Annotated in this window: 19 protein-coding genes and 1 tRNA gene; 9 read left to right on the top strand and 11 right to left on the bottom strand. The window is 59.6% G+C overall.

Annotated features, from left to right (window positions below; translation table 11 throughout):
• Window positions 1-3: 3 nt before the first annotated feature.
• From AUP74_RS00505 to AUP74_RS00495, 3 genes are all read right to left on the bottom strand, one after another.
• Window positions 4-1,062 (bottom strand): hypothetical protein, encoded by a 1,059-nt coding sequence (locus tag AUP74_RS00505; protein WP_069945833.1) that lies wholly within the window; start codon window positions 1,060-1,062, stop codon window positions 4-6.
• Entirely contained in the window at window positions 1,049-3,199 is a 2,151-nt protein-coding gene (locus tag AUP74_RS00500) for a TcfC E-set like domain-containing protein (RefSeq protein WP_226999846.1), read from the bottom strand. The genes AUP74_RS00505 and AUP74_RS00500 overlap by 14 nt, the downstream gene beginning before the upstream one ends.
• A 395-nt stretch (window positions 3,200-3,594) precedes the next feature.
• On the bottom strand, window positions 3,595-4,173 hold the full coding sequence (locus AUP74_RS00495; RefSeq protein ID WP_069945832.1) for a hypothetical protein: 579 nt from the start codon (window positions 4,171-4,173) through the stop codon (window positions 3,595-3,597).
• A gap of 318 nt (window positions 4,174-4,491) precedes the next feature.
• On the opposite strand from AUP74_RS00495, the gene gltX reads away from it, so the two are divergent.
• Window positions 4,492-5,967: a glutamate--tRNA ligase gene (gene gltX, locus AUP74_RS00490; RefSeq protein WP_069945831.1), complete on the top strand. Its 1,476-nt coding sequence runs from the start codon at window positions 4,492-4,494 to the stop codon at window positions 5,965-5,967.
• Between the two features lie 156 nt (window positions 5,968-6,123).
• Window positions 6,124-6,199, top strand: a tRNA-Ala gene (locus tag AUP74_RS00485).
• A 236-nt stretch (window positions 6,200-6,435) separates the two neighbouring features.
• On the opposite strand, the gene AUP74_RS00480 is transcribed toward AUP74_RS00485, so the two are convergent.
• The 4 genes from AUP74_RS00480 to can form a co-directional block, all read right to left on the bottom strand.
• The gene (locus AUP74_RS00480; RefSeq protein ID WP_226999845.1) at window positions 6,436-7,299 is read right to left on the bottom strand and encodes a glycerophosphodiester phosphodiesterase; all 864 of its coding nucleotides are present in this window, start codon (window positions 7,297-7,299) and stop codon (window positions 6,436-6,438) included.
• 72 nt (window positions 7,300-7,371) lie between these two features.
• Window positions 7,372-7,887, bottom strand: coding sequence for a flavin reductase family protein (locus tag AUP74_RS00475; protein ID WP_069945830.1), 516 nt, complete (start codon window positions 7,885-7,887; stop codon window positions 7,372-7,374).
• 138 nt (window positions 7,888-8,025) lie between these two features.
• Window positions 8,026-9,693 carry an FAD-dependent oxidoreductase gene (locus tag AUP74_RS00470; RefSeq protein WP_083260728.1) on the bottom strand — a complete coding sequence of 556 codons (1,668 nt, stop codon included), beginning with the start codon at window positions 9,691-9,693 and terminating at the stop codon, window positions 8,026-8,028.
• A 93-nt stretch (window positions 9,694-9,786) separates the two neighbouring features.
• Window positions 9,787-10,443 carry a carbonate dehydratase gene (can, locus tag AUP74_RS00465; protein ID WP_069945829.1) on the bottom strand — a complete coding sequence of 219 codons (657 nt, stop codon included), beginning with the start codon at window positions 10,441-10,443 and terminating at the stop codon, window positions 9,787-9,789.
• 205 nt (window positions 10,444-10,648) lie between these two features.
• Here can and AUP74_RS17290 point away from each other — a divergent pair, with 205 nt between their 5' ends.
• From AUP74_RS17290 to AUP74_RS00435, 7 genes are all read left to right on the top strand, one after another.
• Window positions 10,649-10,825, top strand: coding sequence for a hypothetical protein (locus AUP74_RS17290; RefSeq protein ID WP_158514519.1), 177 nt, complete (start codon window positions 10,649-10,651; stop codon window positions 10,823-10,825).
• Window positions 10,826-10,920: 95 nt separating this feature from the next.
• On the top strand, window positions 10,921-11,412 hold the full coding sequence (locus tag AUP74_RS00460; protein ID WP_069945828.1) for a GNAT family N-acetyltransferase: 492 nt from the start codon (window positions 10,921-10,923) through the stop codon (window positions 11,410-11,412).
• Between the two features lie 148 nt (window positions 11,413-11,560).
• Entirely contained in the window at window positions 11,561-12,283 is a 723-nt protein-coding gene (locus AUP74_RS00455; protein ID WP_069945827.1) for a hypothetical protein, read from the top strand.
• 252 nt (window positions 12,284-12,535) lie between these two features.
• Entirely contained in the window at window positions 12,536-13,654 is a 1,119-nt protein-coding gene (locus AUP74_RS00450) for a phospholipase A (protein WP_083261074.1), read from the top strand.
• A 50-nt stretch (window positions 13,655-13,704) separates the two neighbouring features.
• Window positions 13,705-14,109, top strand: coding sequence for an NUDIX hydrolase (locus tag AUP74_RS00445; protein WP_069945826.1), 405 nt, complete (start codon window positions 13,705-13,707; stop codon window positions 14,107-14,109).
• Window positions 14,110-14,277: 168 nt separating this feature from the next.
• Window positions 14,278-16,311 carry an aminotransferase class I/II-fold pyridoxal phosphate-dependent enzyme gene (locus AUP74_RS00440; protein WP_083260727.1) on the top strand — a complete coding sequence of 678 codons (2,034 nt, stop codon included), beginning with the start codon at window positions 14,278-14,280 and terminating at the stop codon, window positions 16,309-16,311.
• Between the two features lie 11 nt (window positions 16,312-16,322).
• The gene (locus AUP74_RS00435) at window positions 16,323-17,057 is read left to right on the top strand and encodes an SDR family oxidoreductase (RefSeq protein WP_069948606.1); all 735 of its coding nucleotides are present in this window, start codon (window positions 16,323-16,325) and stop codon (window positions 17,055-17,057) included.
• Between the two features lie 36 nt (window positions 17,058-17,093).
• On the opposite strand, the gene AUP74_RS00430 is transcribed toward AUP74_RS00435, so the two are convergent.
• The 4 genes from AUP74_RS00430 to AUP74_RS00415 form a co-directional block, all read right to left on the bottom strand.
• Window positions 17,094-18,755, bottom strand: a complete 1,662-nt coding sequence (locus AUP74_RS00430) for an acyl-CoA dehydrogenase family protein (protein WP_069945825.1) — start codon at window positions 18,753-18,755, stop codon at window positions 17,094-17,096.
• A gap of 190 nt (window positions 18,756-18,945) precedes the next feature.
• Window positions 18,946-19,947, bottom strand: a complete 1,002-nt coding sequence (gene holA / locus AUP74_RS00425; RefSeq protein ID WP_069945824.1) for a DNA polymerase III subunit delta — start codon at window positions 19,945-19,947, stop codon at window positions 18,946-18,948.
• Window positions 19,948-19,961: 14 nt separating this feature from the next.
• Complete coding sequence (locus AUP74_RS00420; RefSeq protein ID WP_069945823.1) at window positions 19,962-20,489, bottom strand: LPS-assembly lipoprotein LptE; 528 nt, start codon at window positions 20,487-20,489, stop codon at window positions 19,962-19,964.
• A complete protein-coding gene (locus AUP74_RS00415) occupies window positions 20,486-20,965 on the bottom strand; it encodes a hypothetical protein (protein ID WP_145924273.1) in 480 nt (159 codons plus the stop codon). Before AUP74_RS00415 ends, AUP74_RS00420 begins: the two co-directional genes overlap by 4 nt.
• Window positions 20,966-21,007 lie beyond the last annotated feature (42 nt).

The raw sequence follows: 21,007 nt of genomic DNA, 5'->3' as shown, positions 1-21,007 counted from the left end.
TGCTTATTGCACTTCCACCGTGAGCGTAAGCGTGTCGGAATAGCTGGTTTCCGAGGCTGAGTTGATCTCTGCAGGAGGAACGCGGATATCAATACGCATGTTTTCCTCGCTATAGCTGTTGCAATCCACTTCCGGGTTGCCCTGCCACGTACTCGAAGAAATTACCGCTTCTGCCAGTGTCTCTGAGTTGCCCGTGAGGTTAGACACTACGGTCTCATACTGCAGGCTTTCTGTCACACCTTGAAGTTGAAAAATGCCCGTGCCTGTTTGGCTGTCAGCCGTAATGCGAAACAGAGCTCCTGAGCTGGCATAGACACAAAACTCCTGGCTGTCAGAGTAGGCACCAGTGCCGTCGGCTAGCAGTTCCATATCCTCCAGGCCAGAAATCCGGATTTCCGCATCAACAACCAGGTTGATGGTGAAGGTGATTTCCTCCCCGGCCGCAATCCGGGTGACTGGCTTGCTGCCATCACAGGGCACGACACCACCAGAGTCGTTGGTTCCACACTGGTCTATTCCGAGCGAGAAAGTACCGCTATAGAAAGTGCCTTTCAGCTTACCCAGGTTCTGTAAGGAAACGTTGATGATCGCGGGCACTTGCTGGCCGTTGCTGCCACCGGCAAATAGCCCGGAAGGATCACCCGGCGAAAGGGCCTCTGAAACTCCGCCGCTCGAGAAGGTGAGGGTTACCTCGGCCTCATCCTGGGCGCCTGCGAGTACAAATTTTTTCCCGTTTCCCGTCGTGGCTCCGGTGAGTGTCACGGCATACGGAGTGGCAAAGTCACAGGTATCGCTGGCTCCATCTGGTGAGCAGCTGCGCACTGAAAACGCCACATCGCCCTGATTGCGGATGGCTGGCTTGAAAGCGAAGGTGTTGTCGGTATTTTCCAGTTGGCACGCGCCAATCAAGCGCTCGTCATAGCCGGCGCTGGCTGGATCATTGGGTGGCCCGGCACCATTGTCGCATGGCCTCGCGTTTGTGGACTCCGACCAGGCGAGGCCGCCGGGAAACTGCAGCAGACAGAGTGCGGCGCACACTCGCAGGAAATTAGCGGCCCGCATGTCCCACTCCCTCTGCAGCACACTGTGCGGTGGCGAGATCGATCACACCCAGGTTCACCCAGTGCTCGCCAGCGCTCTGCTCCGGCAGCGCAACCCGGCAGTTGCCCCAGCGCACTGGCGGCACTTGTAAACGCCGTGGGTCCCCCCGCATTTCCATCTGGAAGACCCCCATATCGTCGGTCACGGCACTGTACTCACCGATACTGATCTTTGCATGTGCTACCGGAGAGTCGTCGCGAACGATGCGGCCGAGAGCGAGGATCAGTGGCTGAATATCGTACTCAGTGTTGGCCACGTTGCCGGGGTACAGGGTAAGCACCTCGCTTTGTTCGCTGTAATCATAGAAGCCTTCTTCTAATGGCCGCAGTGCCACCTCATAGCTGCCGAAAGAAGGCAGGTTGATCAATGACTGGCCGCCGCCTTTGGCGTAGCCACGTCGCACACCATTTACCAGAATCTCGAAGTCCTGGTCGGCGCTGCCATCAATATTGACCATTACTGCGCTGTCGTAGGGGCGCTCCCCGCCCCAGGCGAAGCTGTCACCATTGGTCATCAAGTTGGTGGAGAAACTGCCGAGGTAATTTAGCGCTTCTTGTTGACCGTTATTCAGGTATTGCACCGTTGAGCTGGCGAAGCCGCGATGGCCGGCAAGCCGGGTATTGCTGCGCAGGTAATGCCCGTCCTGGTCTGTCTCGGCAGAAAATTGTTGATCCAGCTCCAGGGCCCACAGATCGCGGTCATTCCAGGAGGAGTCAAAGCCTGCGCGGAGGCCGTCAATGTCTGTGTTGCCAGTGTCGCTGCGCAGGCGAGCGCTGTGATTCCATCGGCCGCTGCGCAGTCGCATCTGGAAGCTTGCCGTCGTCAGCTGCTGGCCATCGGCATCGCTGTGGGCCAGGGTCAGCTCGCCCAGCCAGTTCCGAGCGCGGAATAAGTTGCGACGGTATTCAATTGTGGTGAGGTGTTCCGCAGCTGTCTCCTCGTCGTCGAGAGTAAATTCCGGGCGGGAAAGGGAGACACCCCGGTCGCGCTCACTGTAACGCAGGGCAAGCTGCCCGCCGATCAATGGTGCGGTGAGGCTGGCATTGCGCTGGAAGAAGCCCCGATTCAACAACGCATAGCTATCTGCCTCGGGTACAGTGTCCTCGTCGTCCAGCCGTGATTCGTTCGCGCTCAACTGAAACCACGGCGTCTTGAGGGCAGCGTATAGACGGTAGCCGCTGCGGCCACCATCTGTTTCCAGCAAGCTCGGCGACAGCTCCAGATAGGGGGTTACCCAGCGTGCTCCAACTTCCAGTAGCTGGGAGTGGTTTGTGGCCGCAACATTGGTAAACAGGCCGGCATTGTCGAGCACACGGTGGGCCACTCCTGCCTGGAAGAACATATCGTCTGCTGCTTCTGGCAGTATCTCGGCGGGGTTGAGCAGGGCTGGTTGTCCGGCCTGAACGCTCCAGCGCCATTCACCGGGAGCGGGCAGCAGAGAATCCTTGGCGAAAAACTCGGTGTACTCCGCCAGCACCCGTCCGCTTTCATCCAGTGTGCGGATCTCCACCTCGTAGGCGCCGCCGGGCAGACTCGAGGTGTCGAGCAGCTGGTTGCCAGCTTCTAGCAGTTCGCTGTGCAGCAGGCGCCCGTCGCGACGTACCTCGACCCGCCCGCGCAACGGCATGTTCACTTCCAGCGGCGCCCCCTGTTGATAGCGGTTGTCGGCACGGCTGTTATTGGAACTGCGATACTCCACGCCGTACAGGTAGGGCGAGGCAGTGAAACTACTGAAGCCATTTAAGGGTTGAATAAGGCCGGCAGAGTAGGCCCGCCCGCGATAATCGCGGGTCCAGTGCAGCTCATAAATCTGCCCATCGTCCTGATCACCCACCGTCCACTGGCTGTGCAGGCCGCTCTCGCCGAAACTCAGGATCGATTGCCCGTACAGGGAAAAAGCCTCGGAATCCGGGCCTGTTTCGCTCTGTACGCCGGACCAGCTGCCGGTAAGGTTCTGGATGAAAGAGAATTCACTACTGGATTCCGGCAGGTAACGATCTTCAATCGCTGCGCGCTGGGGGAGCAGGTGCGGTGCGATAAACAGGTCGATGCGGAAGCGGTTTTCGTCGTAGATCAGGCCGATATCGCTCGGGCTCAAAATGCCGCAATTGTGCTGCAGGGACGTGCGGCACAGCCGGTCGCCATTGCGGGCTAAGGGCCGCTGTAGGAGGGCTTTGATGAGGTCGGGATCCAGCGTTTGCGGGAGCAGCTGGAGAACGCGATCAGGGGTTTGAAAGCGCACCGTGCCCGGGTCGATTGTAACCTGGACGGAACCGAGTGGCCGGTTACCAAAATATAGGTCTGCAACTAGAGGTTCAGGCTTCGAGAAATCAGCAAACCCTTGGGGGGTAGCTGTCTCTAAAATGAATGCAGCAGTCGCACCGTGACAAATACTTGGTACAAGGGCAAGAACAAGGGTTGCCCTGAATAATGCTGCTTTCATCTGCTTGGATAAATTGGGGCTGCCTAGCTCGAGGCAGCCCTGGACAGTTTTTAATTCGCAGAAACCTGAATAGTCAGTACGTCGGTGTACTCACTATCGTTAAGTGCGGAAAAGTCAAATGCAGCACCGATATCTAGGATAAGAGTGGCGTTTGTCACGCCCCCAGTTTCGCAATCCGCAACAGAGGCTTGCCTCAGGAAAGTGTTGGCGCCAGTTGTCCCGTCCGTACTTACGATACCGCTCCCAGCTGATGCACCGGCAGAGTTTGCGAACTCGACTGAATAAGGCACTGTTTCACTGGTAAGGGTCGTACCAGCCATCAGAAACGGGTCTGTCGCGCCTGATCCAATCACAGCATTGCCGTTGACACTGGCGAAATCGACAGAGAACTCCTGAAAACCGGTGCCACCCACGCAAATGTTCTGGGGAACCTCAGTAGTGGACGAGTTGAAGTCAACGTCCGAAAAGCCCGTAACGATGATGCTGGGTGTAATAGTCAGCGTGACATCGACGGTTCCCGTTGAGGTCGCATGTGCACCAGTTCCCTCGACACCGTCCGTCGCGGCATGAGTGGATGTTGCCACGGCCAGGGCAATAGCGGTGAGCAGCATACGAATAGAGGTCTTCATTTCCAGTTTTCCCCGAAATCCATTGTTGTAAAGCGATGTTCTGGTTTTGTTCTTTATCCCGGTACGCAAGCACTCACGTACCGGATGGCTGACTTTGGCAGATGGTGTCACGGCCAAGTAGCATTTATCGGCGCAATGTTACTCTTTCTGTGACGTGAGTCACGTTGTTTTGCGTCTTTTTCCGTCTTTTTGGTGCTTATTTGCGCCAAATGTCGGGTTATACAGGTTCTGGGCCATGGACCGTGCGGCCGGCCTCTGCCGCCTTTATAATGCCGCGCCTAAACTTGACCCCAATCCACATCCCCAATCAGGTTTGTTATGACCGTAAGAACCCGAATTGCACCGTCTCCGACCGGCGATCCCCACGTCGGTACTGCCTATATCGCCCTGTTCAACATGTGCTTCGCCCGCGCCCAGGATGGCCAGTTTGTGCTGCGGATCGAGGATACCGACCAGCAGCGCAGCACCCCGGAGTCTGAGAAGGCAATCCTGGACAGTCTGCGCTGGCTGGGCCTGGACTGGGATGAGGGGCCGGATGTGGAGGGCCCGCATGGTCCTTATCGCCAGAGTGAACGCGGTGATATCTATCGCAAGTACTGCGAACAGCTGGTGGAGAAAGGCCATGCCTTCCATTGCTACCGCACCGCCGATGAGCTTGAGCAGCTGCGTGAAGAGCTGCGTGAAGCCGGCCGTACTGCGCTGAAACCCAGCGACCTGGCCCTGCCAGCGGAGGAAGTGGAAAAGCGCAAGACCGCGGGCGAGCCCTATGTGGTGCGCATGAATGTACCCGAGAGTGGTACCTGTGTGGTGGAAGACCTGCTGCGTGGCCCGATCGAGATCGACTGGGCTCAGGTGGATGCTCAGATCCTGCTGAAGTCCGATGGCATGCCCACCTACCACCTGGCCAACGTGGTAGACGATCACCTGATGGAGATTACCCACGTACTGCGCGGCGAGGAGTGGATCAATTCCGCCCCCAAGCACAAGTTGCTGTACGAGTACTTTGGCTGGGAAATGCCGGTGCTGTGCCACCTGCCGCTGTTGCGTAACCCGGACAAGACCAAGTTGTCCAAGCGCAAGAATCCGACGTCCATTCTCTATTATCAGCGCGCTGGCTTTATGCCTGAGGCGCTGCTCAATTACCTGGGCCGTATGGGCTGGTCCATGCCGGACGAGAGCGAGAAGTTCACCCTGGACCAGATGCTGGAGCATTTCGATATCCACCGGGTCTCCCTGGGCGGCCCCGTGTTCGATGTGGAGAAGCTGTCCTGGCTGAACGGCATGTGGATTCGCGAACTGGAGAACGAGCAACTGGCAGATCGTCTGACCCAGTGGATGTTCAACCGCGACAACCTGCTGCAGGTCCTACCGCACGCCAAGGAGCGCATGGAGACCTTCGGTGACTTCGCGCCACTGGTCGCTTTCCTGGCCGCCGGTCAGCTGCCGCTCACCGAGGCCAGCTTTGCCGATAACAAGCTGGAGCTGGACGATCAGAAGAAGCTGCTGCAGTTTGCCCTGTGGCGTCTGGAGGCCTTGCGCAGCTGGGACAAGGACAGCATCTTCCAGACCGTCAAGGCCCTGGCCACGGCTATGGAGATCAAGCTGAAGGACTTCAACGCGCCACTGTTCGTGGCCATCAGTGGAACCACGGCGTCCTTCTCGGTCATGGATGCCATGGTGTTGCTGGGCCCCGACCTGACCCGCGCCCGCCTGCGTCACGCTGTGGATGTGCTGGGTGGTGCCGGCAAGAAGGTACTGAAGCGCTGGGAGAAAGAGTACGCGGGCCTGGTCTAAGACCCTGAGGGCGGGGGCAACCCCGCCCGGAACCGAATGCGACGCGCCGGTCGTAACTGATTGATTAAAAAGTTATTTTTTCTGTTGACAGACGCCGGGGCGCTGTTAAAATGCGCCTCGCTTTCAGGGGAAACGCACTCCGAAAGCGAAAAATTTGGGGCTATAGCTCAGCTGGGAGAGCGCAACACTGGCAGTGTTGAGGTCAGCGGTTCGATCCCGCTTAGCTCCACCAAACAAAGAAACCCTCGCACCGAAAGGTGCGGGGGTTTTTTGTTTGGCGCCGAGGATCGAACCGCTGAAAGCGGTTTGATCCCGCCGGGGCGCGCAGCCTTAGCTCCACCAAATACAGAAAGGCCGCATTCGAAAGGATACGGCCTTTTTCGTATTCGCTGTCGCTGTGGGAGCGAAATAAAGCCCCGGGAAACCAGAGGCTACGTCACAGAAGAGGGGAGGGTGCTCGAGCGAGAGTTACAGCTGACCCGACTGAGTACTGACGACCGGGGTTGTCGCCTGGGTAGATGATTGGTCCGCCATTTCCTCCGGCGCCTGCAAATGCTGCTGCATGAGAACTTCCGCTGTCTTCGAGGCGTTGTAGTTCATCACCAGCTTCGGCTCGTCGGTAAACACCCCGTCCGCACCCATACCTGCCAGCAGGTGCAGGTCTTCCATGCTGTTGACAGTAAACACGTAGCTCTTGAGTCCACGGCGCTTGCCGTCGGCGATCATCTCCGCATCGGCGAAATCCAGGCTCAGGTGCAGCGAGTAGGCCTTCAGCGGCTCGGTACATGCCGCCAGATCCAGCGGAATACCGTCTATCAGCACGCCGCGGCGGACTTCCGGCAGCATCTGCAGGCAGTCGTATATCTGGCGGTGGTCGAATGAGGAGATCAGGTACTGTTCAAAGCTGGCGCCGTTGTCACGGACGTAGGATTCCAGCTCTGCAGCCACTAGCGCGGCGCAGTTGGGGCCTTTCAGTTCGATATTCAGCTGGGCGTGATTGCCCACCACTTCCAGGACCTCACGCAGGGTGGGTACCCGGCCGCCGCAGGGCAGTAGCATTTCGCGCAGGGTTTCAGGGCAGAGGTCGGTGATGAGTTCGCTGCCGGCAATCAGGCGACCGAGACGGCGGTCATGTTTGACCAGCAGCTGGCCGCCGATATTCCAGATATCGATCTCGATGCCGTCCACATCGAACTCCAGGGCGTGCTGGATGGCCTCGAGAGTATTCTCTGTGGCCCTTTCCCGGTAGCCGCGATGTGCAAAGCAGAAGAGGGTGCCCGGAATCTGCATACGTTTCCAGTCGGGTAACTTGACCGTGTGTACGTTTGCCATGCTGGCAGTCTGCGCCTGAAGTATGACGCTGGGATGACAGCCCGGCCACTATTACAGGCAATTTTTTACCGGTCAGTCATCCGCTGAGAGCGACCGGTAACAGCCGCGGTGGAAGACCAGGGGTTCGCCGCCTTCGGCTTTGAAGTCCTGCACTTCTCCGAGGAGGATAGTATGGTCGCCACCCTCCACGCAGTTGTACAGGCGGCAGTGGAAGTAGGCGGCACAGTCTTCCAGAATCGGCACCTGCTCAGGGCCCTCATGCCAGCGCACCTGGCCAAACTTGTCGGCGCCACGGCCCGCGAACAGGTTGGAGACGTGCTGTTGATCGGCTTTCAGTATGTGGACGGCAAAGTACGGCTGCTTGGTGAACGCTTCGTAGCCCAGTGACTGTCGGTCGATGCTCCACAGAATCAGCGGCGGATCCAGGGAAACCGAGTTGAAGCTGTTGACCGTCATCCCCAGCGGATTGCCGCTGGTATCACAGGTGGTGACCACGGTCACGCCGGTGGCGAACTGCCCTAATGTGTCGCGCAGGGCACGGCTCTGCAGGGCATTTGGGGCGGGGGCCGTGGAATGTTGTGTGGACATAGCTGCTGCTTAAAAATCGATCAGTCTTGGTGAAGGCGGCCATTCTACGGCAATTAAACCGTCAATGCCCGCCCGGCGATGAGCGTGAACCCCATCACCGTGGGCAGAGACGACCTGATGGCGTTGCCAGAGCTGTGGCTACTCAGTCATGAGCGGCTGGCACTCGCCGGAAAGCTTATCCCGTTGGGCGATGGCATCGCCGGTGAGGGCGAAGCCGAGCAGCCGGCCATCTGGCCCGCGGAACTCGGCACTGACACCACCACTTCCAGCCTGCACGTGCCACTCTCCCTCGCTATCGGGCCGGGGAGGACAGACGGTGGTGGGGCGCAGGGTGGTCTTCACGGCGACAGGCATGACGTCGTAGCGCACCGGGGTCTCGTTCCCGGACAGTGTCTTTGCCAGTGCCCGGGCGCACTGCATCAGGGGGGCAACGAAGTACAGCAGGTGGCCGTCGACTTCGGCACAGTCACCCAGCGCGTAGATGTTCGGATCGCTGCTTTGCAGGCTGCGGTTGACGGCAATGCCCCGGCTGACAGCGAGCCCCGCTGCCTCGGCCAGGCCGGTGTTCGGCTGCAGCCCCAGGGCTGCCAGTGCAATATCCGCCTGCAGGGTTTCGCCGTTGTCCAGTTCAGCGGTGATGCCGCCATCCACGTTTTGCAGGGTGGTCACCTTGTGTTGACCGTGGAAGCGGACACCGGCTTCGCAGAGAACCTTTTCCAGATCCCGGCCGACGGCCTCGGGCAGCAGTGTGGCCAGCGGCCAGGCGAGCGGATCGACCAGATCAACTTCATAACCCGCCTGAATCAGGTCGTTGGCGAACTCGCAGCCGATCAGGCCCGCACCAATTAGCAGCACCCGGCGGCGATTGGCCAGTGCGGTGCGGAAGCGGTGATAGTCGCTGAGGCTGTTGACGCGTAACAGGCGCGCCAAACCATCACCCTCGATGGGGGGCAGCGGACGACAGCCGGCGCCAGTGGCGAACACCAGCTTGCCATAGCGCAGTGTTGCCTGGTGGCTGCCGTTCTCGGGAACCAGGGTCAAAGTACGCGTCTCGCTATCGACATCGTTCACATGGGTGTGCACAAGTATTTCCGCGGACAGTTCTTTGGCCATGTCTTCTGCAGAGGCGCTCGCCAGCTGTTGCGGTGTCTTACCGTGGGCAAGGGAGGCGGATAGCAGGGGCTTTGAATAGAAGGTGCCGTCATCAGCGGTGATCAGCACCAGCGGAGTGGTCTGGTCCTGCTTGCGGAATTCCCGGGCGAGGTTGTAGCCGGCAAGGCCAGTGCCAATGATCACAACCGGTTCGCGTCCGCTGTCGATTTGGGGTGCTGTTTCCACTGCTGCAGCAACAGGTTCCGGGGCCTCTTCGGTCACCAGCACCATGTCGAATTCGTCTTTCCCTACGCCGCACTGAGGGCAGCACCAGTCCTCGGGGATATCCTCCCAGCGGGTGCCCGGGGCGATACCATCCTCGGGCCAGCCCTTGGACTCGTCGTATACCCATCCGCAAACCATGCACTCCCAGATGCGGTAGCCACCACTCTGGGCTTGCTTCGGTGTGTTCGGCGTTGCTGCCGGACGGACGTCGGCGGCGGATTGATCGCTTTGACTGGCCGGTTGCTCCGCATCGGATGCCATGGGCAGCATCTCGAAGTCTTCCTTGGCGGCGCCACACTCCGGGCAGGACCAGTCGTCGGGGATGTCCTCCCAGCGGGTTCCGGGGGCGATGCCATCCTCGGGCCAGCCTTTGGCCTCATCGTACACCCAGCCACAGATCTGACATTCCCAAACGCGGTACCCGGACATGCTTACTCCCAAAAAGACACAAACTGCGCCCGGCTGGTGCCGGGCGCCAAAAAGTCGAGGCAGGAGTTTAAGAAAAATTGCCGGTGAAGTCTGCTATTCGGCGTCGCGTTGGGCGATGTTGGTCAGGGCGTTGTGGTAAATCTCGGCGAGTTCTTCGGTGCCGGTAATGGAGATGCCCTGTTCGTGAACGAGCCCGTCGCGCAGGCCGTAGATCCAGCCGTTGACGGAGAGTGACTGACCGCGCTCCCAGGCATCACGGACAATGGTGGTCTGGCAAACATTGACGACCTGCTCAAGCACGTTGAGCTCACAGAGCAGGTCCAGCCGCTGCTTTTCCTTGAAGAGTTTGATCAGCGCCTGGTGTTTGTCGCGCACGTCCTGGATGTGGCGCAACCAGTTGTCGATGAGCCCCAGCTGCATGTTTTCCAGAGCCGCCTGCACGCCGCCACAGCCATAGTGGCCGCACACAATGATGTGTTTGACCTTCAGGATTTCCACCGCGTATTGCAGTACAGACAGGCAGTTGAGGTCTGTGTGGACCACTACGTTGGCCACATTACGGTGTACGAACAGTTCTCCCGGCAGCAGGCCGACGATTTCGTTGGCGGGCACCCGGCTGTCAGCGCAGCCGATCCAGAGATACTCCGGGGATTGTTGTTTGGAGAGCTGGAGGAAGAAGTCCGGCCTCTCCCTGGAGGTGGCCAGGGACCACTGCCGGTTGTTTTCGATCAGATGCTTGAGTGGGCCCACAAGAATTTCCAGTATGACTATGTATTCACGAAGGACTCGAGCTTACCCTCGTTGGGGCAGGTGGCCAAGGGGCAGTAATGTCCGTCGCCGCCAATGCCGCTGAAACGCCCGGGTGAATTTGCTAATCTGCAGCCACGACCGGGCCCCTGCGGCCTGATGCAATCAGTGTAGCGGCAGCCCGCTGCTCCTGCGCTTCGAGGCAAGGATGAGAAGAAGAAAGACCAAACCCCAGTCGCAGCGTCGGCGCCCCTACCGCGCCAGCCCCCTCTGTCGCCACCGCATTCGGGTGCGCTGGCTTTTGGCCCAGCGTATCCGCATGCGCAATTACATGCGCAGTTTCTCTCCCGAGGAGAGGGATTCGGAAAATGACGGGGACAATTGAGTTGCAGTGTCGGCAGTAAACCTGTTTCCCATTTTCAAAAGTTCATTGTTGGCGCGTTGACGAGCGTCCACCGATTCGATCCGCCAGGAGTACGCATGAGCGATAGCCCTCTCGATATTTTGATTGCCAATTACACCGATTCGCACCATGCCAGGGCGATTGTGCAGTTGATGGACGAGTACGCCCGGGATCCATACGGCGGTGGTGAGCCGCTGAGTGATGCGTGCCGCGAGCAGCTGGTCGATAAGCTGGGCACATTTCCCGGAGCCTTTTCAGTGCTCGCCTTTGATGGCTCTGAACCTGTGGGGTTGGTGAACTGTTTCACCGGATTCTCAACCTTTGCCTGCAAGCCCCTGGTCAATATTCACGATGTGATTGTGACCGATCGCGCCCGTGGTCGGGGTGTTTGCGGACGGATGTTGGAACTCGTCGCGCGTGAGGCTGAGCAGCGCGGCTGCTGCAAGCTCACCATGGAAGTACTCGAGAAAAATGAACCCGCCCAACGGGCCTACCGAAAGGTGGGGTTCGAGCCCTATGTGCTGGACGAAAATATGGGGGCGGCCCATTTCTGGCAGCGCTATCTGTGATCACTTTTTAAGGAGAATTCCTCCTCGTAAATCGAGCGTGAAGGGGCGCCAACCGCGGCGCAGGTAATCCCCCTTGTGCAATACTTTCCCCTGCAATGAGTTCCCCCGGCAGAGCATGGATACGGGCGGAACAGGGAGGAAGTCTGCAATGCGATTGAGTTCCACGCTGGCGCAGGGACGCTACGAATACAGTTGTGATGGTCGCACCATGCCGGTGCAGGACTGCTGGCAACTGGGATTGGACGAACATGGCCACCGCATGTTGATGAGCCAGCGTCTGGTTGGCGAGCAGGGTTTCGGCATGGAAGTGCGCGCCCGGCTGCAGGCCGGGCTGGTGACTGAATGCGATGTTCGCTGGCGGGATGAGGTGGACGAAGTCCACGCCCATTACGCGCTACAGATTCCGGATGGTGCGAGCCCGTCTATCGGCGACCCGATCTTGGCCCGCTGGAGTGGCCCTAACGGTCCCCAGGAAGCTGAGTTGGAAGGCCGCAACCGGTTGCTGTTCCCACTGATGCGTATTTTTATGGGCCCTCTGCTTCTCAAGCTCGATCAGCATCGGGATGGGTTCGAGGTGGTGAGCCCGGATGTGGTGGACCCCTCGCAAAGGGGCAAGTTACTGGCTCCACGGATCAGTTTCCGCTCTGCCCGGCCCATGGCGGGTGACGCCGCGACGCAGGGGGCTCAGGAGCTGGGTCAGGATATCTCGGCTTTTATCTACCATGGCGACGAGGCAGAGAGGGACGCTCACTGTTTCCTCGACAGCCGCGGCCTGCTTATCGGCTATGACTGGCCGTCGAGCACTGGCCGTCTGTGGCAGGTTCGCTTGCGGGACCTGGAGTGGTCATCGCAAGTGGAGACCCTGGTCTGAGTTGATCTCGGTGTCTATTTGTCCGCTTCATCGTCGTGCGGTGGGGCGGCCTCGTCTGCTCTTTCCCCTCTCTCAATACTCCGGTGTCGTCGGTCCTGCCTGACTTTTGTGCGAAGTCTTTTCCGCGCCCCCTGCCTGCCAGCTTCTTCAATGGTGAGCATTCTCGCCCGCCGCGGTGTAAGCTTGGCCTCCCATATTCTGACGTCAGGAGACAATGCTTTGCCACACGGTCGCGCCCTGGGACTGGTCCTTATGTCGATGCTTTTCGTGCCCTTCTCTTTTGTGCCTGTGTCGTTTGCCCAGGAGGAATCCGCGCCCGCCGAGGACAACCAGGACGGGCTGGATATCCCTGTCGTCAGCTCTCCCGAGGAACTGCCGATACAGCAGCGTGAAGAGAACTGCCTGCGTGAGCAGTTGCTGGTGGCGCCAGCCAGTATCACGTTGGAGGAAATGCGACGGTTCTGTGCTGAGCGAGTGCGTGCGGCCCCACACGAGCGGGAACCACAGCCGCTTTTCGGAACCGTGAGCGAGCCGCTGCCCGGAGAGACGGAAACCACCACCGAGGTGGCCACCAGTCAGGCCGCGCAGGCCATCCGTGACGCCGCCAACAACCCGTTTACGCTCGCGTCTCACAAGGTCAACTATCTGCTGCCGGCGGTCTACAATCCCGCTCCCAACGAGGCCGGCCTGGAAGACTTCGAGGAGATTGTGGGCGAGCAAATCCACCTCAATGAGATCGAGGTGCAGTTCCAACTTTCGGTTCAGGTGCCCATTTGGCGAGGGTTCCTTGGCAAGGCATCTTTTATGAGCCTCGCTTACACCAACAAGAGCTTCTGGCAGGCCTACAACTCGGATGATTCCTCACCTTTCCGCGAGACCAACCACGAGCCTGAACTGATCGTGACGTGGCTGAATGACTGGAGTGTGTTCGGTTTTCAGAACGTGGCGAACCAGCTGGCCATCAATCATCAGTCCAATGGTCGCAGTGAACCGCTTTCAAGAAGCTGGAATCGGGTTTACGCCAATTTCTTCCTCGAGCGGGAGAACCTGCTGATCAGCTTTAAACCCTGGTATAGGATTCCGGAAAGCAGGGATGAAGATGACAACCCCGACATCGAGGCCTACCTCGGTTACTTCGAGCTGGCTGGGACATATAGCACGGTGGGCAATCACAGCGTATCAGTGATGCTGCGCAATAATTTGCGCTCGAACAACCGCGGCGCCTTCGAGTTGCGCTGGGGCTTTCCCATGGGCAGTCGGGTGCGCGGCTATGTGAAGTATTTCACCGGCTATGGTGAAAGCCTGATCGACTACGACGAGTACGTGAATACTCTTGGCGTTGGTTTCGAACTTGCCCGGGGAGCGCAATAATGTGGGCTTCTCTCGCTGCTCCAGTGACCAGTGCGTGATGGGAAAACGGGATGAGTTTTGAAGATACCTACCGCCTCAGCGCGCATGCGGTGATCACCAATGATCGCGGCCAGATCCTGCAGTTGCGGGCCACCTACGCCGATTGTAATTGGGGGCTACCTGGCGGAGCGCTCGATCCCGGGGAAACAGTGCATGAGGCACTGCAGCGGGAATGTCGCGAGGAGCTGGGCCGGGAGATAGCCATCGACTACCTGAGTGGCATCTATTATCACAAGGTCTACGGTTCCCACGTGTTTATCTTTCGTGCCCGCTTTGTTGATTCCGGCGCCATCGTGCTGTCCAGTGAACATTCCGAGATGGGCTATTTCTCGCTTGACGCTCTTTCACCAGTGCAGCGTCGGCGGGTTGTAGACTGCCTTGAGTTCGATGGTCGCGTCTGCAGCGCCAAGTTCTAAGACTTCCCGCCTCCCAGTCGGGCCCCGGGCCCACTAGCGAAACCCCTCTTTCTGAAGTGCTGGACGGAAACCTTTTTCTGCTCCGTCGTCTGTTTCATCACTGCCGGCGCCTGATTGCGCCTGCGGAGCTATGCTTTTCAGATAGCGCAGTCGATTTTGGGAAGAGCTATGCCGGACCTGGGCAATCTGAGGGAGGGGCAGCAGCCCCTGGAGTGCCACGTGGCCCTGGTCAGTGCCGACCGGCAGCTGAGCCACGATTGGGTCAGTGCGCTCAACAGCACCGCCGCGCAGCATGAGAACCCTTTTGGTCTGAAATTCAGCGCCGTGTTGCCCAGTGCCGCCGAGCGGCTGTTGCTCAAAGATGACAAACTGCAGGCGCTGATCGTGGATGCCGGTGTGGAGGCTCCGGGCCTTTCTGCAGCGGAGGAGCTGGCAGACCGGCTGCACCTGGTGCGCGCGCAGCTCAATGTTTTTCTCGTTGCCCTCGGTTGTGACATTTCTGTCTCCCTGCGCCAGCGGTTCGATGAGCTTTTCGATCGTCGCGAGGGCAACTTTAATCATATGTTCCGGCTGGTGCAGGCATTTATTGCCAAGCGCGCCTCCACTCCCTTTGCCGATACCCTGAGGGATTATGTGTTCAGCGCACGGGACGCCTGGCATACACCCGGGCACTCGGGTGGCGACAGCCTGCGCAACAGCCCCTGGGTGGGGGACTTCTACCGCTTCATGGGCGAGCACGTATTCAATACCGATCTGTCGGTATCGGTACAGGTACTGGACAGCCTGCTGGAACCCCACTCGGTCATTCAAGCCTCTCAGGATCTGGCGGCGCAGACTTTCGGCGCCCGGCAGACGTTTTTCCTGACTAACGGCACCTCCACCGCAAATAAAGTGGTGATTCAGCAGATACTCGGCGGTGGCGGCAAGATCATTGTGGATCAGGCCTGCCATAAATCGGTTCACCATGCGATCGTCATGAACCGCTGTGAGCCTGTCTACCTGAAGTGCACCCTGCATCCGGACTTCGGTATCTACGGCCCGGTACGTCGCGAGGATATCGAGCGGGCGCTGGAGGCCAACCGGGATGCCCGTCTGCTGGTGCTGACCTCCTGTACTTACGATGGCCTGCGCTACGACCTCAGGCCGATTATCAAACACGCCCACGCGCTGGGGGTGAAAGTGCTGGTGGATGAGGCCTGGTATGCGCATGGCTATTTCCATCCACTGCTGCGCCCCACGGCACTGGAGTGCGGGGCGGACTATGTCACCCAGAGCACTCACAAGACCCTGTCGGCTTTCTCCCAGGCCAGCATGATTCATGTGCAGGATCCGGATTTTGACGAGTTCCGTTTCCGGGAGAACCTCAATATGCATGCCTCTACCAGCCCACAGTACGCGATGATCGCCAGTCTGGACGTGGCCCGGAAGCAGGCTGCAATGGAGGGATACGGTCGTCTGGAGCGGTCCCTGAAGATGGTGGAAACCCTGCGCCGGGCGGTGGACCAGACCGGCGTTTTTCGTGCGCTCACCCGGGAGGATCTGATTCCCGCACCGCTGGCCAATGACGGCATCCGTCTCGACCCCACCAAGGTGACCGTCGACCTTTCCGCCAGTGGCTATACCGGCAAGGAAATGCAGATCAAGCTTTTCGATCAGTATGGAATCCAAGTGGAGAAGACCACCTACAACACCGTGAGTGTTTTGGTGACACTGGGCAGTACAGAGAGCAAGTTATTGCGCCTGGTTCACGCCTTTAAGCAGCTGGCCCAGTATCCGCGTCGCAGTGTGCACCCCGGTTCCTCGCGCCGGCTGCCGGAGTTCACCCGCTTGAAGTGTTTGCCGGCGGACGCCTACTTTGCCGAAACCGAGGAGCTGCCGCTGATGGATAACGGCGTGCAGGCAGAAAAACACCTGGTTGGGCGGGTCAGTGCCGATGAAATTGTTCCCTACCCACCGGGGATTCCGGTACTGGTGCCGGGGCAGGAGATTTCCGCGCAGATTATCCAGTTCCTGCAGCAACTGTTGCAGGGGCAGAACGCCACGGAAATTCACGGGCTGATCTTCCGTTCCGATGAACCGCTGCTGCGGGTGATGCGTGAGCAGGCAGTGACCGGCGATCTCCCCGGGAAAAATCAGCCTGCCCCACGGCCGTCAATCGCCGGCGAAGAGCCTTCCGCAGTGAACCAGAAAAAGGCTGTTTAAGGAGCTTGGTGTTGTTCGATCAACCTGGGAGTATCCTGCTTGCCGGAGCGAGTGGGGGCGTTGCCACCGCCCTCGGTGTGGAAGTATTGCAGCGTTTTCCCGATGCAGAGTTACTGACTATCAGTCGGAATGCGGAGGGACCGCAGGCGTTTACCCCGACTCGACATCTGCAAGCAGACCTGACCGATCCCGACTCGGTGGCGGGCGTGCGGGATTTTGTCAGAGCTAGCGACGATCCGCCGGACTGGGTCATCTGTTGCTGTGGCATCCTGCACACTGAAGACCACGGGCCGGAAAAGGCGCTGGACCAGTGCGAGGAAGGCTGGCTGTTGCAATCCATGCGGATCAACGTCGTTACCCACATACACCTCGCTCAGGCCCTGGCCCCGGCGCTGAAGCCCAGCCACCCACTCGTGTGGGCATCGCTGTCAGCGAAAGTGGGCAGTATCGGCGATAACCACCTTGGAGGTTGGTATAGCTACCGGATGAGCAAGGCGGCACTGAACATGTTTATCCGCAACCTCTCCATCGAGTGGGGACGGCGACTCGATCACTGCTGCGTGGTGGCGGTGCACCCCGGGACGACCGACACCGCACTCTCCAAACCATTCCAGAAAAATATTCCCGAGGACAAACTGTACAGCGCTTCCACCAGTGCAGAGCGCATCGTGGATGTGCTCGCCGGCCTGGACGAGGAGCGTAACGGCAGGCTGCTGTTCTGGGACGGTGAAGTGCTGCCCTGGTAGCCTTCAGGGTATCTATTTTTCTGAATCTTTTGCGCCTTACTCGGCGCAGTGGGGGTTGCCCCGCTCGATGATGGCCTTCACATCCAACCCCGGGGGAAGAGTGCCGGTATTGTGGGCGCCCTGGGCGCCGAGGCGCGATGCGATAAAGGCCTCGGCAACGGCAGTGTTGCCGCCCTGGGTCAGCAGGTGTGCCTGCATGGCCAGGGCCATCTGGTCCACCAGGTGGCGGGCGCGGTATTCAATCTGATCCCTGTCCGCCAGTTGTTTTTTCAGGTTGCCGATCGCTTTGTCCAGCAAGGTGTCGGCGCCGGCGCTAGCTGCAAGCTCGTCAAACCAGTGGTTGATCACCGCCGGTGTCTTGCTGATCGCGCGCAGCACATCCAAAGCTTGAATATTGCCCGAGCCCTCCCAGATCGCGTTGATGGGCGCATCGCGGTAGAGGCGGGCGGTGATGAAGTTCTCGATCACGCCGTTGCCGCCCAGGCACTCCATTGCCTCGTAGGCATGGTGCGGTGTGCGCTTGCAGATCCAGTATTTCCCCACCGCGGCGCCGAGCCGCATCAGCATCTGCTCGTGCTCGTCGTCGATATGGTCCAGCGCCTGGGCCATGCGCATGGTCATGGCTACTGAGCCCTCGACCTCCAGTTGCAGGTCGGCGAGCACATTCTGCATCAGTGGCTGATCGATCAGGGTTTTGCCAAAGGCGCTCCGGTTGGCGGCGTGGTGAATGGCCTGCACGACCGCCTGCCGCTGGCCACCGGAAGAGCCGATCATGCAGTCGAAGCGGGTGGTGGCCACCATCTCAATGATGGCGTTCACTCCGCGTCCGTCCTCACCCACCAGCCAGCCGAGGGCACCGCGCAGTTCAATTTCTGAAGAGGCATTGGAGACGTTGCCGGCCTTGTTTTTAAGCCGCTGTACCTGGATCGGGTTCTTGCTGCCGTCGGGGCGCCAGCGGGGTACCAGAAAGCAGCTGAGCCCATTTTTGCTCTGCGCCAGCATCAGGAACGCATCGCACATGGGCGCAGAGGTAAACCACTTGTGGCCAGTCAGCTCGTAAGCGTCATCGCCGATTGGCGTTGCGGTGGTGGTATTGGCGCGCACATCCGAGCCGCCCTGCTTTTCGGTCATGCCCATGCCGATGGTCAGGTGGCTTTTATCCTTGTGCGGACGGTTGGAGGGATCGTAGCCGCGGGCAGTGATTTTCGGCAGCCACTCCTCAGCCAGTTGAGGCGCCAGCCGGATGGAGGGCACCGAGGCAAAGGTCATGGTCACGGGGCAGCCGTGGCCGGCCTCCAGTTGGCTGTGCAAGTAGTACTTGGCGGCACGGGCAACATGGGCGCCGGGACCCGGGTCGGTCCACGGTGCGCTGTGTAACCCCTCGGATAAAGCCAGCTGCATCAGCTGATGGTAGGCGGGGTGGTAACGCACCAGATCGATACGGCTACCGACCCGGTCGTGGCTCTCGAAGATCGGTTTGAACTCGTTGGCGTCGTAACCGCGCTGGATCATCTCCGGGCGGCCGCAGACTTCCCCATACCGTTGCAGGTCATCCTCGGCCCAGTGGGCACCAAAGCGGCGCACCGCGTCCCGCAGAGCGTGGTCCCCGGCGTAGAGATTGTGGCCGGCCAGCGGAGGTGCCTGGTTGAATACGTCGTGGGTGCTGGGTTGGGCAAAGGGTGGCTGCTGCTCGCTCATTGCATTCCTCACAGGGACCGGGTGTCGCCATTCAATGTAAACGCCTGGTCCTGATCCGCAAAATGCATTTCCTGACATCTGTCAGGGCCTTTTCCCACAAGCGGGGTTACCTTGCGAAATCTAGTACGAAATTACAGAGAAAGTTGAGGTCTTTGACCGCTGAAAAGAAGTGCGTGAGCGGTTTTGGGGATCAGAGACTGCGCTTGCCGGAGAGGTTGAGTGTGAGTTCCAGCAGGCCGGTCCAGGGATTGAGTTCGCGGCCGCCTTTGATGGCATTGTCCACTGCGCGGGCTCGCAGGAGCAGGGCCTCCAGCTGGCGGCGTGGCAGGCGCGCAATGGCCGCCTGTACGAGAGGCTGGCGTTTCTGGATACGCACCAGCCGGTTCAGCGGCTGGCCCTGGTCGAGCTTTTCCCCAATCTCCAGCAGGCTGCGGATCTCCCGTGCCAGAGCCCACAGCACCACGGGTGCCTCAACGCCCTCGGCACGAAGACCGTGCAGGGTTTTCACCGCCGCCTCGGCATCGCCGGCCAGGGCGCGGTCGATCAAGCCGAACACATCGTAACGTGCGGAGCTGGCCACGGCGTCGTTCATGGTGGCAGCGGTGATCAGGTTGTCGTTGCTGAGCAGCTTGAGCTTTTCAATTTCCTGGCTGGCAGCCAGCAGGTTGCCCTCAACACGCTCGGCGAGGATCTGGATCGCCTCGGGCTCTGCATCCAGGCCTTCCGCGCGAAGCCGCTGGTGAATCCAGCGCGGCATTTCGTTGGCGTCCACGGGCCACACCTGGATCAGTGCACCGCGCTGCTCCAGTGACTTCATCCACTTGCTGTTGAGCTGGGAGCGATCCACCTTCGGCAATACCAGCAGCAGTACCAGGTCGTCACTGCCGATTTGCGCAAACTCCTGCAGTGCCTTACTGCCCTTGTCACCCGGCTTGCCGTTGGGCAGGCGTACTTCGATCAGTTTCTTTTCCGCGAAAAGCGACATGCTGCCGGCGGAGGCGATCAGTTGGCCCCAGTCGAAGTTGTGCTCGGCATGGAGCAATTCGCGTTCGTTGAAACCCTGATTTCTTGCTGCGGCGCGGATACTGTCACAGCATTCCTGCACCAGCAGCGGCTCGTCCCCGGACACGATGTAGATGGGGGCAAGCCCCTTGTTCAGGCTCTGCGGGAGTTGGCGGGGATTGAGGCGCATGACTGGCTGGTGTCTCAGTAACTGCGTTCTTCGAGGGTGGCGGAGACATCGATGCGACGCAGGCGATCGATGATGCGACTGATCAGCTCGCGGCGCATCTCCTCGCGCAGCAATAATTCCTCTTCGCCTTTGCTCACCGTCTCTGTGTCGTCCCACTCCAGGGCGCGGTAAACGTCCGCCTCGGCATTGTTCAGCAATACGCGGCCATTGCTGTCGGCGACGCTGTAGAGTGCGCTGGTGATCAGCTCGTATTCGGCCACACGACCCTTGGCATTGACGGCCACGGTACGCCGGCGCTCCTCCTCTTTGTGAATGGTGAGCACGTAGTCCGCAAGAGCGGGGGTCTCTGCCATGGGGATGCCGCCGCTGCGCAGCAGTCGAGTCAGTTCTTCCGCGATATCCGAGCGCGGATCTTCGGCGGTGATATACAGCTCGCTCCCCGGGGGGAAGTTCTTGGGTGCACCGCGCAGGTGCCAGCCGCAGCTGCTGATGAGTGATACCGCAAGTAGCGCACTCAGTGTGCGGACAAGAATTTTTTTCATTGTTTATTCGAGTAGAAGTTCTTATTGAGTTTGGTCGGGCGCTGGCCACCGGTGACCGCGGGTAGTCCCGGCGCATCGCCGAACACCAGTCTGCCATCGATAATGGCGATGATCTGGTAAACCTGCTCCCCGACACCGGGCAGGGTCATGCCACCACTGTGCAGTTCCCTGACCTCCAGATCAATCTCCTGGGCCTGGTCACCGCCGGGTGTGGTCAGCAAGCTGCCCAGCCGGTACTTCCCGGTGGATACGATTTCCATTCCCATTGGGGCCTTGCAGCCTGCGTCGGTATAGAAGGCACTTTTGGCTTTGTAGTCACCTGCCTCGCTGAAGTGGCTGATGACCTGCAGGTAGCGGCCGGATGCCTTCTTGCACTGGCTCTGCCACTGTCCGACCAGTTCACTGGACAGGCTCCTGGCCTGCGTGACACTGGTGGCCAGCAGACCGGCCACCGCAATTGCAGTTAATTTATACAAGGCTGGCGCCCCCCCGAAATCTGGATGACTTGTCGATCGGGT

It is taken from the genome of Microbulbifer aggregans, from assembly GCF_001750105.1.
Taxonomy (GTDB): domain Bacteria; phylum Pseudomonadota; class Gammaproteobacteria; order Pseudomonadales; family Cellvibrionaceae; genus Microbulbifer; species Microbulbifer aggregans.
This window is presented reverse-complemented; position numbering and strand designations above follow the sequence as displayed.

Excerpts from the sequence above, each read along its gene's own strand:
- AUP74_RS00505 (WP_069945833.1), bottom strand. The coding sequence starts at position 1,062 with ATGCGGGCCGCTAATTTCCTGCGAGTGTGCGCCGCACTCTGTCTGCTG.
- AUP74_RS00495 (WP_069945832.1), bottom strand. The coding sequence starts at position 4,173 with ATGAAGACCTCTATTCGTATGCTGCTCACCGCTATTGCCCTGGCCGTG.
- gltX (WP_069945831.1), top strand. The coding sequence starts at position 4,492 with ATGACCGTAAGAACCCGAATTGCACCGTCTCCGACCGGCGATCCCCAC.
- AUP74_RS00480 (WP_226999845.1), bottom strand. The coding sequence starts at position 7,299 with ATGGCAAACGTACACACGGTCAAGTTACCCGACTGGAAACGTATGCAG.
- AUP74_RS00475 (WP_069945830.1), bottom strand. The coding sequence starts at position 7,887 with ATGTCCACACAACATTCCACGGCCCCCGCCCCAAATGCCCTGCAGAGC.
- AUP74_RS00470 (WP_083260728.1), bottom strand. The coding sequence starts at position 9,693 with ATGTCCGGGTACCGCGTTTGGGAATGTCAGATCTGTGGCTGGGTGTAC.
- AUP74_RS17290 (WP_158514519.1), top strand. The coding sequence starts at position 10,649 with ATGAGAAGAAGAAAGACCAAACCCCAGTCGCAGCGTCGGCGCCCCTAC.
- AUP74_RS00460 (WP_069945828.1), top strand. The coding sequence starts at position 10,921 with ATGAGCGATAGCCCTCTCGATATTTTGATTGCCAATTACACCGATTCG.
- AUP74_RS00455 (WP_069945827.1), top strand. The coding sequence starts at position 11,561 with ATGCGATTGAGTTCCACGCTGGCGCAGGGACGCTACGAATACAGTTGT.
- AUP74_RS00450 (WP_083261074.1), top strand. The coding sequence starts at position 12,536 with ATGTCGATGCTTTTCGTGCCCTTCTCTTTTGTGCCTGTGTCGTTTGCC.
- AUP74_RS00445 (WP_069945826.1), top strand. The coding sequence starts at position 13,705 with ATGAGTTTTGAAGATACCTACCGCCTCAGCGCGCATGCGGTGATCACC.
- AUP74_RS00440 (WP_083260727.1), top strand. The coding sequence starts at position 14,278 with ATGCCGGACCTGGGCAATCTGAGGGAGGGGCAGCAGCCCCTGGAGTGC.
- AUP74_RS00430 (WP_069945825.1), bottom strand. The coding sequence starts at position 18,755 with ATGAGCGAGCAGCAGCCACCCTTTGCCCAACCCAGCACCCACGACGTA.
- holA (WP_069945824.1), bottom strand. The coding sequence starts at position 19,947 with ATGCGCCTCAATCCCCGCCAACTCCCGCAGAGCCTGAACAAGGGGCTT.
- AUP74_RS00420 (WP_069945823.1), bottom strand. The coding sequence starts at position 20,489 with ATGAAAAAAATTCTTGTCCGCACACTGAGTGCGCTACTTGCGGTATCA.